Source organism: Amycolatopsis suaedae (assembly GCF_004214935.1).
GTDB lineage: Bacteria > Actinomycetota > Actinomycetes > Mycobacteriales > Pseudonocardiaceae > Amycolatopsis > Amycolatopsis suaedae.
This window is the reverse complement of sequence record NZ_SFCC01000014.1, coordinates 163,272-182,251: the sequence shown is the minus strand read 5'-3', so window position 1 is coordinate 182,251 and position 18,980 is coordinate 163,272. Positions and strand designations below refer to the sequence as shown.

The window sequence follows — 18,980 nt, the reverse complement described above, 5'->3', positions numbered from 1 at the left end:
TCCGTCACGCCTCTCCCCCTCCGTGCGCCATGGCGATGAGCGACTCCGCGTCCATGCCGTCGATGTGTCCGTTCGCGCCTGCCGGTGCTCGTCCCGCGAGAACGAGCAACCGGTCGAGCAGACCGTTGTCACGCAGCAGTTCCAGTGGTATGGCCGCGATCGCGGCCCGCACGTCGTCGCCCGTCTGTTCCTCGGGCGCCAGCACCTCAAGCAGGTGACCAGCCACCGCGCGGGGGGTCGGATGGTCGAACACCAGGCTGGCGGGCAGCGTCAGCCCGGTCGCCGCGCTGAGCCGGTTCCGCAGCTCGACCGCCGTGAGTGAGTCGAACCCGAGCTCCCGGAACTCCCGCCCGGCCTTCACCAGGTCGTCCGCGCGGTGCCCCAGGACCGCCGCGGTCTCCGCGAGCACGGCCGCGACCGCGACCTGTTCGCGTTGTGCCACGGGCACCCGGTCGAGCCTGCGCCGGAGATCCTGGGTGTGCGCACGGGCCTGCCGGCTCGACACGGGCACGAGAGAGCGCAGCGGTGCGGGCAGCTCACCGCGTTCCGCGCGGCGCCGCAGCACCCCGATGTCCCACCGAGCGGCCACCACGACCGGTTCGGCGAGGCCGACGGCGGCGTCGAGCAGTGCCGTGCCCCGTGCCGCGTCGAGCGGGATCATCCCGGCCCCGGCCATACGGTCACGGTCCTGGTCGGTGAGGCCGTCGGTGAGTTCGCTCGTCTCCTCCCACATGCCCCACACCACCGAAGTCGCGGGCAGTCCGTGGGCCCGGCGGTAGGTGGCCAGTGCGTCGAGGAAGGCGTTGGCCGCCGCGTAGTTGCCCTGTCCCGGCGTGCCGAGAACTCCGGCCGCGGAGGAGAACAACACGAACGCGTCGAGGTCTCCGGCCAGCTCGTGCAGGTGAATCGCACCGTCCACCTTGGACCGGAACACGGTGTCGATCCGCTCCGGCGTCATGGCGGACACCAGCCCGTCGTCGACCACACCCGCCGCGTGCACGACGGCTGTGACCGGGTGGGCCGCGAGTAGGTCCGCCACCGCCTGCCGGTCCGCGAGGTCGACGGCAACCACCGTCACGTCCGCGCCCAGCGCCGACAGTTCCGCCACGAGTTCGTCGGCGCCGCCTCGGCGGCTCGCCAGTACGAGCCGCCGGACGCCGTGCGCCTCGGCGAGATGCCTGGCGACCAGGCGCCCGAGTGTCCCGGTGCCGCCGGTGATCAGCACCGTGCCGTCCGGCCGCCACACTTCGGCCGGCGCGTCCGTGACCCGCTCCAGGCGGCGTGTGTACGCGGTGCCCGCACGCACGGTCAGTTGGGGTTCGTCGTGTCCGGCGGCGAGGACCGCGCTGTCCGGCTCGCCCGCGATGAGCTGGAACCGGCCGGGGTGTTCGGCCTGTGCGGAACGCACGAGCCCGGCGGCCGCGGCGCCCGCGAGATCGTCGTCGGTGTCCCGGACGACGAACACCAGCCGGGACCGGTCGAACGTGGTGTCCGCCAGCCACGCCTGGATGAGACCCAGCACGTGGGCCGTCGCGCCTCGCACAGCGGCCCGGTCCGGCCCACCGTGGTGGTGCACTGCCACGAACACCAGCTCCGGGGCAGGGGTGCCGGCGGCGCTCAAGGCGGCCAGGTCCGGGTATCCGTCCGGTCCGCCGATCCACGCGTGTGGTCCGGCGGGTGTGTCCGCCGCGCCGAGTTCGACCCAGGCGGGCCGGTAGAGCGGTTCGGTCGTGCCACGGGCGACCGGCCGGACGAGCAGCTCCGCCACGGAGAGCACCGGTGAGCCGAAGACGTCGGTGGCCAGCAGGGCGAAGGTGTCCGAGCCGGTCGGCGTGATCCGCACCCGGAGCGCGGGCGCGGCGGCGGCGTGCTGCACGACGCCCGACCAGCTGAACGGCAACCGTGCCGAGTCCTGGTCGCCGAGCAGCGCGGCCGGATGCAGTGCAGAGTCGAGCAGCGCCGGGAACGGCAGCGGGCCGTCGGCCGCGCCGATCTCGGCGAACATCTCGTTGCCCCGCCGCCACACGGCACGCACGCCGCGGAACGTGGGCCCGTACTCGATGCCGGTGGCGGCGAACGCCGGGTAGAGGTCGTCGGCGTCGACCGGTTCGCTGCCGGGTGGCGGCCATGCCGCGAGGTCGTCCGGGTCGGCCTCGGGTCCCGGTGCGAGGACGCCGGTGGCGTGCAGTGCCCAGTCGTCGTCGTGACGTGCGTGGATGGTGACGGTCCGGCGGCCATCGCCGTCCTCGGTGCCCGCGGTGACCTGTACCCGCACGCCGTCGGTCAGCGTGAGCGGTGCGACGACTGTGAGTTCTTCCACGACAGGGCAGCCGGTTACCTCGCCCGCATGGCTGGCCCAGGTGACCCACGCCGTGGCAGGCACGATGACCGCGCCGTGCACGACGTGGTCGGCGAGCCACGGGTGCTGGCGGGTGGACAGCGTGGCGGTGAACACATGCCCGCCGGACGCGGCCAAAGGCACGGCGGCCCCGAGCATCGGGTGATCGGCCGCGTCGAGCCCCGCGGACGCGACATCGGCGTCCGCCTGCGGTGTGAGCCAGAAACGTCGATGTTGGAAGGCGTAGGTGGGTAGGTCCACCCGGTGGCCGGTGCCATCGAGAAGCCGCCGCCAGTCCACTGCCACCCCCGCGACGTGTGCTTCGGCCACCGAGGTCAGGAACCGCCGCGGGCTGCCATCGCCACGCCGCAACGACCCGACCGAAACCGCGTCGATCCCCGGCGTCACCACCGGATGCGCACTACACTCCACGAACACGTGATCAGCCAACTCCAGCACGGCGTCGGCGAACCGGACCGGTTGGCGCAGGTTCTGGTACCAGTACTCGGCCGTCAACGCCGACCCGTCGATGAACTCACCGGTCACCGTGGAGAACATCGGCACCGACAACTCACCCGGCACAACCTCACCCAGCACGGCACGCAGTTCGTCCTCGATGGACTCCACCTGAGCCGAGTGGGACGCGTAATCGATCAACACCCGACGAGCACCCGGCCAATACGCGAGAACCTCGTCCAGATCGCCAAGATCCCCCGACACAACAGTGGATCCCGGCCCGGTCACCGCTCCAACGGAGAGCCCGTCCCAACGGTGCAGTTCGGCCTCGACCTCAGCCAACGACGCCGGAACCGACACCATCCCACCGCGTCCCGACAACCTCCGGCCAATCACCTGACTACGCAACACCGCGACCCGCATCGCCACATCAAGCGGCAACGCCCCGCCAACACACGCGGCGGCCAACTCACCCTGCGAATGCCCCACCACAACAGCGGGTTCAACCCCATACGAACGCCACAACGCCGCCAACGACACCATCACCGCGAGCAACGCGGGCTGCACGACCTCAACCCGCTCAAGGGCCTCCTTGTCCGACAGCACCTCGGACAACGACCAGTCCACGTACTCCCGCAACACCGCGTCACACTCGGTCATCACCTGGGCGAACACCGGCGACGAGCCCAACAGTTCCACCGCCATACCCGCCCACTGCGACCCCTGCCCGGGGAACACGAACACCGCACCGGCAGGATCACCGGAACCACACACCACAGCGGGGTGCGACGAACTCTCCGCCAGCGCCGTCAACCCGGCCAACACCTCCTCCCGGTCATCCGCCAGCACCACCGCCCGATCCTCAAGCACGGCCCGGCGGGTCAAGGACACCCCGACATCGGTCAACGACACGTCCGGCCGCGACACCAGGAACGAACGCAACCGCGCCGCCTGGCCGCCGACCGCACCACGGCCCGACAGAAGCAGTGGCACCGGCCCGTCCCACTCCCGCACCGGCCCAACCACGGCCGCAGGCGGCTCCTCCAAAACCACATGCGCATTCGTCCCACTCACCCCGAACGCCGACACACCAGCCCGCCGCGGCGCACCCGTCACCGGCCACGACACCCCCTCCGTCAACAACGACACCGAACCCGCCGACCAGTCCACATAGGAGCTTGGTTCGGTGATGTTCAACGTCCTCGGCGCGATGCCGTGCCGCATGGCTTCGATCATCTTGATCACGCCACCGACACCGGCGGCCGCTTGCGTGTGGCCGAGATTGGACTTCAACGCCCCCAGCAGGAGAGGCCGATCCCGATCCTGCCCGTAGGTCGCGAGCACGGCCTGCGCCTCGATGGGATCGCCGAGCTTCGTCCCGGTGCCATGCGCCTCCAGCACGTCCACATCCGACGGTGACAGGCCAGCGTCCGCCAGCGCGGCCCGGATCACCCGCTGCTGCGCCAACCCGTTGGGTGCGGTGAGCCCGTTCGACGCTCCGTCGGAGTTCATCGCGGAACCCTTCAGCACCGCGAGGACCTGGTGGCCGTTCGCGACGGCGTCGGAAAGCCGCTCCAGCACGACCATTCCGGCGCCCTCCGCCCACGCCGTACCGTCGGCGTCGTCACTGAATGACTTGCACCGGCCGTCCGCCGCCAGCCCGCGTTGCCTGCTGTACTCGACGAACACGGCCGGGCTGGACATCACCGTGACGCCACCGGCGAGTGCGAGTGAGCACTCCCCCGAACGCAACGACCGGGCGGCGAGGTGCATGGCGACGAGCGACGACGAACATGCCGTGTCCACCGTCATCACGGGTCCCTCCAGCCCGAGCGCGTAGGCGACCCGGCCGGAGGCGACGCTTCCGGTGATCCCGTTGCCCAGGTACCCCTCGACCTCCTTGGCCGCGCGCCGCACCCACATGCCGTAGTCACCGGACATGACGCCCGCGTACACGCCGGTCCGGCTGCCCCGCAACGAGGCCGGGTCCAACCCGGCCTGCTCGACGGCCTCCCACGCGACCTCCAGCAGCAGCCGCTGCTGCGGGTCCATGGCCAGGGCCTCGCGTGGTGAGATGTCGAAGAACGCCGCGTCGAAGTCGGTGGCCCCGGACAGGAACCCGGCCCGGCGGACGTAGCTGTGGCCGTGGCTGTCCGGGTCGTCGTCGAACAGGTCCGTGAGGTCCCACGCCCGGTCCGTCGGGAACTCGGTGATGCCGTCCCGTCCCTCGTACACCAGCCGCCACAGGTCCGAGGGGCTTGTGACACCGCCGGGGTAGCGGCAGCTCATGCCGACGATCGCGATTGGGTCGTCGCTCTCCGCCCGCGTTTCGTCGGCGTCGTCCGGCGCGGTCGATCCGGCCAGTACGGTGGCGAGGTACTCGGCGAGTGCCTCCGGGGTGGGGTGGTCGAACACGACGGTAGCGGGCAGCGTCATGCCCAGCTCCGCACTCAGCCGGTTACGCAACTCGACCGCGGTCAGTGAGTCGAAGCCGAGTTGGTCGAACGGTTTGCTCGCTTTCACGGCGGTCGCCCCGTCGTGCCGGAGCACCTCGGCGATCAGGCCCCGCACCACCCGCAGCAGCTCCTGGGCGGACGACGTGGCCGCGCCGCTCTCCGGCGCTGCCGCCACCCGGCGGACCGGCGGGCTGGTGAACTCACGCAGAAGCGGGTGCGTGCTCCGGGCCGTTAGGTCGACCCGGGCGCCGACGTAGTCGGGCTCGCCGCCCGCCACGGCCGCGTCGAACATCGTCAACCCGTCCGCTGTGGACAGGGGGGTGAGGCCGGAGGCGGCCAGCCTGGCGCGGTCGGTCGCGGTGAGCCGCTCGGTCATCCCGCTGTCCTGTGCCCAGAGACCCCATGCGATCGAGGTCGCCACCAGCCCGTCCGCGTGCCTGCGCCGCGCGAGCGCGTCGAGTGCTGCGTTGGCCGCGGCGTAGGACGCCTGCCCGGCCGCGCCGAAGACTCCCGCGGCGGAGGAGAACAACACGAACGCCGTCAGTTGCCGGTCGCGGGTCAGCTCGTCGAGATGTCGTGCAGCAACGACCTTTGGCCCCTGCACGGCGGCGAGCCGATCGGGCGAGAGCGAAGTGATCATTCCGTCGTCGGTCACTCCCGCGGTGTGGACGACGGCGGTGACCGGATGGTCGGCCAGCAGCCGGGCCAAGGCGTCGCGGTCCGTCACGTCGCAGGCCACGACCGTCACCTCGGCGGGCAACTCGTCAGCCAGTTCCCCCATGCCCGGCGCGTCGAGTCCGCGCCGCCCGGCCAGTACGATCCTGCCCACGCCATGGGTGGTGACGAGGTGCCGGGCCACCAGCCGGCCGAGCGTCCCGGTGCCGCCGGTGATCAGTACACAGTCATCCGGCGACCAGACCGCGCCACTCGCCGAGACCCGCCGTAGGCGGGGTACGTGCGCTCGCCCGTCACGGACCACGACCTCGGGCTCGCCCAACGCGACGACACCTGGCAGCAGTCCGTCGGCCCAGCCGTCGACGAGGACGAACCTGCCGGGGTGCTCCGCCTGCGCGGACCGGACCAGCCCGGCGGCGGCCGCGGCGACCGGATCACGTTCGGCGTCCTCCGTCACCACAACCAGTTGCCCCGGCCGCTCTTCCGCGAGCCACGCCTGCACGGTCCCGAGCACACCTTCCACATCGGATGTCACGGTGACGTCGGGCTCGGCCGCGACGGGTAGTTCCACCTGGACGTAGTCGAGGCGCAGCAACGTGGTGGCCCCCGCCCGCTTCGGCGCCGGCCGCATGACCACCGAGCCTGCGGCGAGCACCGGCTGGTCACTGGCGTCGGTGACCAGCACCGAGTAGGTGCCGTCGGCCGCCGGGGACAGCCGTGCCCGGATGGCCGTGGCACCGCTGGCGTGCACGGACACCCGCCGCCACGCGAACGGCAGCCTGGCCTCGCCCGCGAGCGTGAGCACCGCGGGCTGCAACACCGTGTCCAGCAGGGCTGGATGCAGGACGAACCCGTCTGCGGACACCCCGCCGGGAAGTGCGGCCTCGGCGAACCATTCCTCGCCGCGGCGCCAGGCCGCGTGCAGGCCGTCGAAGGCGTGGCCGTATTCGTAGCCCAGGTCGGCGAGCACGGCATGAACGTCGTCGAGCGCCACCGGCGTCGAGTCCGGCGGCGGCCAGGGCATCGATTCGGCCGCGCCGCTCTCCTCGCTGAGTGTGCCGGTCGCGTGCCGGGTCCAGTCCGGTTCACCCGCGGCGCGGGAATAGACGGCGACCGGGCGGCGGCCGGACTCGTCCCGCGCGCCGACGACGGTCTGCAGTTCTACCGTGCCGGAGTCGTTGAACACCAAGGGGTTCTCGAGCGTCAGCTCGTCGACGAGTGCGCACCCGGACTCGTCGGCCGCACGCAGCGCCAGTTCGACATACGCGGTGCCGGGCAACAGGACCGAGCCGAGCACCCGGTGGTCGGCGATCCACTGCCGGTCCCGAGTCGACGCCCGGCCGGTGAGCACGACGCCGCCGGTGTCGGCGAGCCTGGTCACGTCGGTCACGAGTGACTGGTCGCGCACAGTCCCCTCGAGCCAGTAACGCTGATGTTGGAAGGCGTAAGTGGGCAGGTCCACCCGGTTGCCGGTGCCGTCGAGAAGCCGCCGCCAGTCCACGGTCGCCCCCGCGACGTGTGCTTCGGCCACCGAGGTGAGGAACCGCCGCGGGCTGCCGTCGCCACGCCGCAACGACCCGACCGAGGTCGCGTCGATCCCCGGCGTCACCACGGGATGCGCGCTGCACTCGACGAACAGATGGTCATCCAGTGCGTCGACCGCATCAGCGAACCGCACGGACTGCCGCAGGTTCTGGTACCAGTACTCGGCCGTCAACGCCGACCCGTCGATGAACTCACCGGTCACCGTGGAGAACATCGGCACCGACAACTCACCCGGCACAACCTCACCCAGCACGGCACGCAGTTCGTCCTCGATGGACTCGACCTGAGCCGAGTGGGACGCGTAGTCGATCAACACCCGACGAGCACCCGGCCAACGTGCGAGAACCTCGTCCAGGTCGGCCAGGTCCCCGGAAACGACGGTGGACTCCGGCCCGGTCACCGCGCCGACCGACACCCCGCGCCAACGTGACAGCTCAGCCTCGACCTCGGCCAACGGCGCCGGAACCGACACCATCCCACCGCGCCCCGACAACCTCCGGCCAATCACCCGACTACGCAACACCGCAATCCGCATCGCCACCTCGATCGACAGCGCCCCACCAACACACGCCGCCGCCAACTCACCCTGCGAATGCCCCACCACGGCCGCCGGTTCGACCCCATACGACCGCCACAACGCCGCCAACGACACCATCACCGCCAACAACGCAGGCTGCACAACCTCAACCCGCCCAAGGGCCTCCTTGTCCGACAACACCTCAGACAACGACCAGTCCACATACCCCCGCAACACCGCATCACACTCAGCCATCACCCCGGCAAACACCGGCGACGACCCCAACAACTCCACCGCCATACCCGCCCACTGCGACCCCTGCCCAGGAAACACGAACACCACACCCACTGGATCGCCAGAACCACACACCACAGCCGAATGCGACGAACCCCCCACCAACGCCGCCAACCCGGCCAACACCTCCTCCCGGTCATCCGCCACCACCACCGCCCGATCCTCCAACACGGCCCGATGAGTCAGCGACACCGCGACATCGGCAACCGTCACCGCGGGATCGGCGACCATGAACGAACGCAACCGCGCCGCCTGCTCACGCACAGCCTCCGTGCCACGACCCGACAGAAGCAGCGGCACCGGCCCGTCCCACTCCCGCACCGGACCGACCACCGCCGCAGGCGGCTCCTCCAAAACCACATGCGCATTCGTCCCACTCACCCCGAACGCCGACACACCAGCCCGCCGCGGCGCACCCGTCACCGGCCACACCACCCCCTCAGTCAACAACGACACCGAACCCGCCGACCAGTCGACGTGCGGGGTCGGGGTCTCGACGTGCAACGTCTTCGGCAGCACTCCGTGGCGGATCGACTCGACCGCCTTGATGATCCCGCCGACACCGGAGGCCGACTGCGAGTGACCGATGTTGGACTTCAACGAGCCCAGCCACAACGGCTGATCCCGGTCCTGCCCATAGGTTTCGAGCACGGCCTGCGCCTCGATCGGGTCGCCGAGGGCGGTACCGCTGCCGTGCGCCTCCACGAAGTCCACATCGGACGGTGAAAGGCCGGCGTCCGCCAGCGCGGCCCGGATCACCCGCTGCTGCGCCGGCCCGTTCGGCGCGGTGAGCCCGTTCGACGCTCCGTCGGAGTTCACCGCCGAGCCACGCACGACGGCCAGGATGGGGTGCCCGTTGCGGCGCGCGTCGGACAGCCGCTCCAGCACGAGCACACCGACGCCCTCCGCCCAGCCCGTGCCGTCGGCGGCCGTGTCGAACGATCGGCACCGGCCGTCGACGGCCAGCCCCCGCAGGCGGCTGAACTCCACGAAGATCCCGGGGTTCGCCAGGACCGCGACGCCACTGGCGAGCGCGAGCGAACATTCCCCCGCCCGCAACGACCGCATCGCCAGGTGCATGGCCACGAGCGACGACGAGCACGCCGTGTCCACGGTCAGCGCAGGCCCCTCCAGCCCCAGTTCGTAGGCGACCCGGCCCGAAAGCACCGCGTCCAGATTGCCGGTGGCGACGTGACCTTCCAGGTCGGCGGGCACGTCACCGAGTCGTGGGCCGTACTCCTGGCTGCTGGAGCCGACGAACACCCCCGTGCTGCTGCCACGCAACGCGGTCGGGTCGATGCCCGCGCGTTCCAGTGCCTCCCACGAGCTCTCCAGCAGGATCCGCTGCTTCGGGTCCATCACCAGCGCCTCGCGGGGCGAGATCCGGAAGAACGCGGCGTCGAAGCCGGCGACGTCGTCGAGGAAGCCACCGCGCCTGGTGTAGGTCGTGCCGGGGTGGTCGGGATCGGGGTGGTAGATCCCGTCGAGATCCCAGCCGCGGTCGGCCGGGAAGTCGCCGACCGCGTCGACCTCGTCGGTCACCACCCGCCACAGGTCCTCGGGTGACCGCACGCCGCCGGGGTAGCGACAGCTCATCCCGACGATGACGACCGGGTCGTCGTCCGCGACGGTACGGGTGGTCGCGACCTGCGCCGGTGCGGTGCCGCCGTGGATCCTGGTGTGCAGATGGGCGATCAGCGCGTCCGGCGTCGGGTGGTCGAACACGAGGCTCGACGGCAGGTTCAGGCCGGTCGCGGCGGACAGCCGGTTGCGCACGTCCACGGCGGTGAGCGAGTCGAAACCCAGTTCCTTGAAGGTGCGGTCGGTGACCCGGCGCGCGTCGGTGTGCCCGAGCACGGCGGCCACCGTGTCGAGTACCAGCTCGCGGATGGCCCGCCGGTCGGCGAGGCCCGTCGGTGCCGGCCCGCCGGGCACGGCCGTCAGCGCGCGCCGCACCTCGGGGATCTCCGACAGCAGCGGGCTGGGTCTGGTGGCGGTGAACAGTGGTGCGAAGCTGTGCCAGTCCACGTCCGCGACCGACAGGAACGTCTCGTCGTCGGCGAGTGCCTGGTAGCAGGCGGTCATCGCGTCCTCGGCGGCCATCGGGTTGAGCCCGAGGCGGGTGAACCGGGCGCTCACACCGGCGGGTGCGTGGTCGCTGCCCGCCCAGGCGCCCCAGGCCAGCGAGACGGCGTGCCGTCCGCCCGCTCGCCGGCGGGCGGCGATGGCGTCGAGTGCGGCGTTCGCGGCGGCGTAGGCGCCCTGCCCGGCGCCACCCCACACCCCGGCGTTCGACGAGATCAGGACGAACGCGTCGAGGTCGTGGTCGAACAGTTCGTCGAGGTGCGCGGCGCCGAGCGCCTTGCCAGCGAACACCTCGGTAACGTCTTCGGGCGTCAGGTCCGTCAGGTCCCGCCAGTGCGGCACGCCCGCCGCGTGCACGACGGTCCGGATGGGGTCTTCCGCCTCGATCCGGGTGACCAGGTCCGCGAGCGCGGCCCGGTCGGCGGCGTCACAGGCGACGAGCGTGACCCGGGTGCCGAGTTCGGTCAGTTCGGCGGCGAGTTCCCTCGCACCGGGCGCGTCGGGTCCCCTGCGCCCGGTCAGCACGAGGTGTTCGGCGCCGTCACGGGCGAACCGGCGCGCGACGACGGCGCCGACGTGGCCGGTGCCGCCGGTGATCAGGACCGTGCCCCGCGGCCGCCAGTTCCGTCCGCCGGCACGCCGGGCCCGCACGAGCCGCCTGGCGAGCACCCCGGTGCCGCGAATCGCCACCTGGTCCTCGCTGCCGTTCGCGAGCACCGCCGCCAGCATTCGGTAGGTGGTCTCGTCGGCGTCGCCGGGGAGATCCACCAGGCCGCCCCAGCGGTCGGGGTGTTCGAGTGCGGCGGTGACGCCAAGGCCCCAGACCGCGGCCTGGTCGGGCCGCGGCGCGTCCACCGCGACCGCTTCGCGAGTGACCGTCCACAGTGGTGCGTCGATCCCCGCCTGGATCAGGGCCAGCGTGGCGGCGAGTGGGTCCGGGTCGGTGAGTGCGACGAGGGACAGCACGCCCGCGAGGCCGTCCGTCGCGTCGGCCGGGGACGTCACCACGTGGGCGCCTGCGGTTGCCAGCGCGGCGGCGGCTGGTGTCTCGGCATCGCCCACGACGAGCCAGGTTCCACTCAACCTGGGTGCCACGGCCGACGGTACGGCCCGCCAGTCGATGGCGTACCGCCAGCCGTCCACCGTGGAGGCTTCGCCGGCCGGTTCGGGGGCGGCGAGCCAGAAGTGCTCACGCTGGAAGGCATACGTCGGCAGGTCCACCACCCGGCCCGCGATCCGCCAGTCGACGGGGACACCGGCCACATGCGCCTCGGCCAGGGACGTCAGGAACCGTTGCGGCCCGCCGTCATCCCGCCGCAACGACCCGACCGCGAACCCGTCGATCCCCGGCACCAGCACCGGATGCGGGGAGCACTCCACGAACACATGTCCGTCAAAGGTATCGACCGCCTCGTCGAACCGAACCGGCCGCCGCAGGTTCTCGTACCAGTACGTTGCCGAAAGCTCCGCACCCGCTACGAATCCGCCGGTCACGGTCGAGAACATCGGGATGCTCAACGCACCCGGCACGACCTCGCCGAGCAGGTCCAGCAACTCCTCCCGCACCGACTCCACCTGAACCGAATGCGACGCGTAGTCAACGGAAATCACCTTCCCGCCGGTGCGTTCCGCGACCTCGCGCACCGCGTCAGGATCACCGGACACCACCGTTGCCGCGGGGCCGTTCACCGCGGCGACCTCGACGTGGGGTCCCAGCAGGCCCCGCACCTCCGAGTCCGGCAGGGGAATCGATGCCATCCCGCCGCGGCCGGCCAGCGACCGCGCGATGATCCGACTCCGGGTCACCACGATCCGCGCGGCATCGGTCAGCGACAGCGCCCCCGCTACGCAGGCGGCTGCGATCTCGCCCTGCGAATGTCCCACCACGGCCGCCGGTTCGACCCCGTACGACCGCCACAACGCGGCGAGCGAAACCAGCACCGCCCACAACACCGGCTGAACGACCTCGACCCTGGCCAGCGCATCGGGATCGGCCGCCGCGTCCATCAGCGACCAGTCCACGTAGGACGACAACGCCTCGTCACACTCGGCCAGCCGCGACGCGAAAACCGGTGACGCCGCCGCCAGCTCCACCGCCATCCCGACCCATTGCGAACCCTGCCCGGGAAAAACCATGACCGGCCGCCGAGGAGCACTTCCGTTGCCCCGAACCAGGGTCTCGCCAACCAGCACGGCCCGGTACGGCAGCCGAGCACGCGTCGTCGCCAGCGAGAACCCGATGTCCCCGGCGAAAAGCTCCGGATGGGCCGCGACATACTCGGTCAGCCGTGCCACCTGAGCGTCCAGCGCCGAAGCGCTACCGGCACTCACCACCCACGGCACCACCGACGGCTCGTCCCGGCCGGCTACGGCGTCGACAGATTCGCCCTGCTCCACGACGACATGCGCGTTGGTGCCGCTCACCCCGAACGCGGATACGCCCGCCCGGCGCGGACGGCCCGTCTCGGGCCAGGCCACATGCTCGGTCGACAACTCGACCGCGCCCGAGGACCAGTCGACGTTCGGCGTCGGCTCGTCCACATGCAGAGTCCGGGGCACCTCGCCCTGCCGCATGGCCTCGACCATCTTGATGATCCCGCCGACACCGGCCGCCGCCTGTGTGTGCCCGACGTTCGACTTGAACGACCCCAGCAGCAGCGGCCGCTCCCGGTCCTGCCCGTAGGTGGCCAGCAACGCCTGCGCCTCGATGGGATCACCCAGCGTGGTCCCGGTCCCGTGGGCCTCCACCACGTCCACCTCGGATGGTGTCAACCCGGCGTCCGCCAGCGCGGCCCGGATCACCCGCTGCTGCGCCGGCCCGTTCGGCGAGGCGAGACCGTTCGACGCGCCATCGGAGTTCATCGCCGTGCCCCGCACGACGGCCAGTACCCGGTGCCCGTTGCGCCGCGCGTCCGACAGCCGTTCCAGTAACAGCATCCCGGCACCCTCGGCCCAGCCGGTGCCGTCGGCCGCACCCGCGAACGACTTGCACCGCCCATCCGGCGCCAGCCCACGTTGCCTGCTGAACTCCACGAACAGCATGGGCTCCGACATGACCGTGGCCCCACCGGCCAACGCGAGGGAACACTCACCACGACGCAGGGCTGCCGCCGCGAGGTGCACGGCGACCAGCGACGACGAGCACGCCGTGTCCACCGTCAGCGCCGGTCCCTCGAGGCCGAGCGCGTACGCGATCCGCCCCGACGCGACGCTGACCGCGAACCCGCTGGCGAGGTACCCCTCGTACTCCCCTGCCCCTTCGGGTGCGGTGAGCCGCGACATGCCGTAGCCACTGTTCATGACCCCGGCGAACACTCCGGTCCGGCTGCCTCGCACCGCGTCCGGGGCGATGCCCGCGCGCTCGAACGCCTCCCACGCGACCTCCAGCAGGACCCGCTGCTGCGGGTCCATGGCCGCGGCCTCCCGGGGTGAGATGCCGAAGAACTCCGCGTCGAACCGGGTCGCGTCGAGCAGGAACCCGCCCTCCCGCACGTAACTGCGGCCGGGCTTCTCGGGATCGTCGTCGAACAGGTTGGCCAGGTCCCAGCCTCGGTCTCCGGGAAAGCCGGTGATCGCGTCGCCACCACCCGCGACCAGCCGCCACAGGTCCTCCGGCGTGTCGACCCCGCCCGGGTAGCGGCAGCTCATGCCGACGATCACGATCGGGTCGTCGTCGCGGGCGGCGGACCCGGTGGTCACGGCGGCCGGTGCCACCGAGCCGGACAGTTTGGCGACCAGGTACTCGGCGACCGCCTGCGGGGTCGGGTGGTCGAAGACCAGCGTCGCCGGGAGCCGCAGGTCGAACCGGGATCCCACTCGGTTGCGCAGTTCGACGGCGGTGAGCGAGTCGAAACCCATGTCCTTGAACGCTGTCCTGGTGTCGACCGCATCGGCCGAGCCGTGTCCGAGAACGCTCGCGACGAGGTCACGCACGGCCCGCAGCACGACGTCCAGCCGTTCCTCGGCGGGCAGCTCCGCGACGGCCTCGTCGGCGACGACCGCACGAGGGACCGGCATCGGCACGGTTCCGCGCAGTGCGGCGGGGAGTTCGCCCGCCGACGCCAGTTCCCTTACGGCGGGCCGGTCGAGGCGGAGCGCAACGGGAGTGGCGGCACCGGTCCGCACGCAGGTGTCGAACAGCGCCAACGCGTCCTGGGTGGCCAGACTGCTGATGCCGAACCTGGTTTGCCTCGCCCGGTCGGTGCCGGTGCGGTGGCCGGTCATCGCGCTGTCCTCGGCCCACAGACCCCACGCGATCGAGGTCGCGGGCAGTCCGGCGGCACGCCGGGCCACGGCGATGGCGTCCAGTGCGGCGTTCGCCGCCGCGTAACTGCCCTGGCCCGGGGCGCCGAAGATCCCGGCAACCGAGGAGAAGAGCACGAACGCGGTCATCTCCCGGTCGCGGGTGAGCTCGTCGAGGTGCTGCGCGGCGAGGACCTTCGGCGCGCGCACGGCAGCGAGCCGGTCAGGGGTGAGTGCTTCGATCACACCGTCGTCGAGCACGGCGGCCGCGTGCACCACGGCGGTGACGGGGTGGTCGCGGAGTACGGCGGCGAGCGCGTCCCGGTCGGTCACGTCACACGCGAGCACCGTGGCGCCAGCCGGCACGTCACCCGTCGCGTCCGGACCGCGTCGGCTCACCAGCACCAGGTCGCGCACCCCGTGGACCTCGGCCAGGTGCCGGGCCACGGCGAGCCCGATCGTGCCGGTGCCGCCGGTGATCAGCACACAGTCGTCCGCTCGCCACGGCAACTCGTGCACTTCGGACTCGAGCTGGCGCAGCCGGGGCGCGGTGAGCGCACCGTCGTACACCCACACCTCGCGCTCCCCCGTCGAGAGCACCTCGGCCACCGGCACGGACGCCGGCGCATCGGTGTCCACGAGCACGATCCGGCCGGGATGCTCGGTGCTCGCTGACCGGCCGAGCCCGAGGATCGCGGCCTGCTCCGGGTCGGCGGCGGCGTTCCTGGTGACGACCACGAGCCGGGGCGACGTGTCGCGTTCGTCGGCCAGCCATTCCCGCAGCATCCGCAACGCGTCCTCGGCGGTGTCCGGGGTGACCACAACGGCGTCCGGGGCCGGTTCGGGCTCGGGCACGGTGAGTGGCTCGGGGCGCAGCAGGTAGGGTCGGTCGGCAGGGCCGCCCATCGGGCGCAGGACAAGGGAGTCGGCGGTGAGGACGGGACTGCCCGCGGTGTCGGAGGCGACGACGGACCAGCCGTCGCCGGCGGGTGCCAGGTGCACTCGCAGAGCGGTGGCTCCGGTGCGGTGCAACGCGACGTTCCGCCAGGAGAACGGCAACTCGACGGTCTCGCCGACGAGTGCGTGCAGGGCCGCGTCGAGGAGGGCGGGCTGGATGCCGTAGCCGTCGCTCGTGACCGCCGCGGGCAACGCGACCTCGGCGAAGACGTCCGCGCCACGTCGCCACACCCGGCGAAGGCCCTGGAACGCGGGCCCGTAGTGGTAGCCGAGGTCGTCGAGCCGCTGGTACGGGTCGCCGGCCTCGGTGGCGCCCGGGGGTGGCCACTCGGTCAGCACCTTGCCGGGTGGCATGCCGGCGGCGAGCACGCCCGAGGCGTGTGTGGTCCACTCGGTCTCGTCGAATGCGTACACGGTGAACCGGCGGCGGCCCGTTCCATCCGCGGCGCCGACGGACAACTGTAGCCGGGCGTTGCCACGCGCCACGAAGGTGAGCGGGGTGTGCAGTACCAGTTCCTCGACGAGACCACAGTCGAGGGCGCTGCCCGCGTGGAGCGCCAGCTCCAGAAACGCCGTGCCCGGCAACGTGATGACCTCACGCACGGAGTGGTCGGCGAGCCAGTCCTGGGTGGCCGGGCCGATCATGGCGGTGAACACGTGTCCGCCGGTGTCCGGGTGAGCGACCGACGCGCCGAGCAACGGGTGTTCCGGCGCGGACAACCCCAGTTCGGTGGCGTCCCCCTTCCGTGCCGGGCCGCCGAGCCAGAACCGCTGGTGCTGGAAGGCGTAGGTCGGCAGGTCCACCGGGCGGCCCTGGGCTCGCCAGTCGATCGGCAGGCCGGCCACGTGCGCCTCGGCCAGTGAGGTGAGGAACCGGCGCAGCCCACCGTCGTCCCGCCGCAACGACCCGACCGCAGACCCATCGATCCCTGGCACCAGCACCGGATGCGGTGAGCATTCGACGAACACGTGCCCGTCGAAGTAGCGGACAGCCTCGTCGAACCGGACGGGCCGGCGCAGGTTGTCGTACCAGTACTCTGCGGTCAACGCCGCACCGTCGATGAACCCACCGGTCACGGTCGAGAACATCGGGACGGTCAGCTCCCCCGGCACGACCTCGCCGAGCAGATCCAGTAGCTCCTCCCGCACCGACTCCACCTGAGCCGAATGCGACGCGTAATCAACGGATATCACCTTCCCACCGGTGAGTTCCGCGACCTCTCGCACGGCATCCGGCTCACCGGACACCACCGTCGCCGCGGGGCCGTTCACCGCGGCGACCTCGACACCGGACCCCAACAGACCCCGAACCTCAGCGGCGGGCGAGGGAACAGAAGCCATCCCGCCACGGCCGGCCAGCGACCGCGCGATGACCTGACTCCGCGTCACCACGATCCGCGCGGCATCGGTCAAAGACAACGCACCCGCGACACACGCGGCAGCGATCTCACCCTGCGAATGCCCCACCACGGCGACCGGCTCGACCCCATGCCACCGCCACAGCTCCGCCAACGACACCAACACCGCCCACAACACCGGCTGAACAACCTCAACCCGCGCCAACGCCTCGGTGTCAGCGAGCACGTCCACCAACGACCAGTCGACAACCGAAGCCAGCGCCGCGTCACACTCGGCCAGCCGCGCCGCGAACACCGGTGAGGACGCCAGCAACTCCGACGCCATCCCGACCCACTGCGAACCCTGACCAGGAAACACGAACACAACCCCGGCCGGCCCGGTCCGCACCAGACCGGCGATGTCCGGGCAACCGTCCGCCACCGCCGACAACCCGGCCAGCAGCTCGGCCCGGTCCGAGGCCACCACGACGGCCCGGTGTGACAGGGCGGCCCGGCGCGCCGAAGCCGCGGCGACCCCGCCAACCGGCACCCGTGGGTCAGCGGCGAAGTCCCGCAGTCGAGCGGCCTGCGCCCGCAACCCCGAATCGTCCGCACCGGACACCACGAACGCCTGCGGCCCCGGCACCACCACGTCATCCGGCGCGGGTGAGGCCGGTGCCTCCTCGATCACCACATGCGCGTTCGTGCCACTGAAACCGAAGGAGGACACACCGGCACGGCGCGGCCGCGCCCCCGTCGGCCACTCCCTGCCCTCCGACAGCAACCGGACCGCACCGCCGGACCAGTCGACGTGTGGCGTCGGGGAGTCCGCGTGCAATGTCCTCGGCAAAGCCCCGTGCCGCATCGCGAGGACCATCTTCAGCACCCCGGCGACCCCGGCCGCCGCGACCGTGTGGCCGATGTTGGACTTCACCGACCCCAGCCACAACGGATCCGTGCGATCCTGTCCGTAGGTGGCCAGAATCGCCTGCGCCTCGATCGGGTCACCCAGCGTCGTACCGGTGCCATGGGCCTCCACCGCGTCCACATCGGATGGAGACAGACCCGCATCCGCGAGCGCGGCACGAATAACCCGCTGCTGCGACGGCCCGTTCGGAGTAGTCAGGCCACTGCTGGCACCGTCGGAGTTGACGGCGGTGCCACGCACCAGGGCCAGCACGCGATGCCCGTTGCGGCGCGCGTCGGACAACCGTTCCAGCACGAGCACGCCCGCCCCCTCGGCCGGGCCGAAACCATCCGCGCCCGCGCCGAACGCCTTCGAACGCCCGTCCGGTGCGAACGCCCGCTGCCGGGAAAAGGTGACGATGGTCGCGGGACTCGACAGCACCGTCGCGCCACCGGTCACGGCAAGGCCGCACTCCCCCCGCCGCAGCGCCTGGACCGCGAGGTGCAGTGCCACGAGCGACGACGAACACGCGGTGTCCACCGTCAAGGCGGGCCCTTCGAGGCCCAGAACGTAGGCGAGACGGCCGGAGGCGACACCGAGCGAACCTCCGGTCGCCGCGAAGCCCTGCACGTCCGCCGGTGTCCCCATCGGGTCGGCCAGGTACTCCGCGGGCAACACTCCGAAGTAGACACCCGTCCGGCTGCCACGCAACGTCGTGGCGTCGATGCCGGCGTGCTCCAGCGCCTCCCACGACGATTCGAGCAGCAGCCGCTGCTGCGGGTCCATGGCCAGCGCCTCACGCGGTGCGATGCCGAAGAACCGCGCGTCGAAACCGGCGGCGTCGTCCAGGAACCCACCGCCGGTCACGTACGTGCGCCCCGGCCGGTCCGGATCGGGGTCGAACTGGCCGGCGACGTCCCAGCCACGGTCTTCAGGGAAGGGCGAGATCGCGTCCCGCCCCTCGGACAGCAGCGTCCAGAACTCGTCGGGCGTACCCACACCGCCAGGCAGGCGACAGGCCATCCCGACGATCGCGATCGGCTCGCCGGCCCGGTCGAGGAGCCTGCGGTTCTCGGCGCGCAGCCGTTCGGTCTCCTTCAGGGACGTGCGCAGCGCGGCAACGATCTCCTCATGGGATGTTGTCATCGAACGTTCCGATCCTCGTGACTGG

The 18,980-nt window shown here is 71.6% G+C and carries 1 protein-coding gene; it reads right to left on the bottom strand.

The window, feature by feature from the left end; translation table 11 throughout:
• Positions 1 to 4: 4 nt before the first annotated feature.
• A complete protein-coding gene (locus tag EWH70_RS36320; protein WP_240687244.1) occupies positions 5 to 18,955 on the bottom strand; it encodes a type I polyketide synthase in 18,951 nt (6,316 codons plus the stop codon).
• Positions 18,956 to 18,980: the final 25 nt, after the last annotated feature.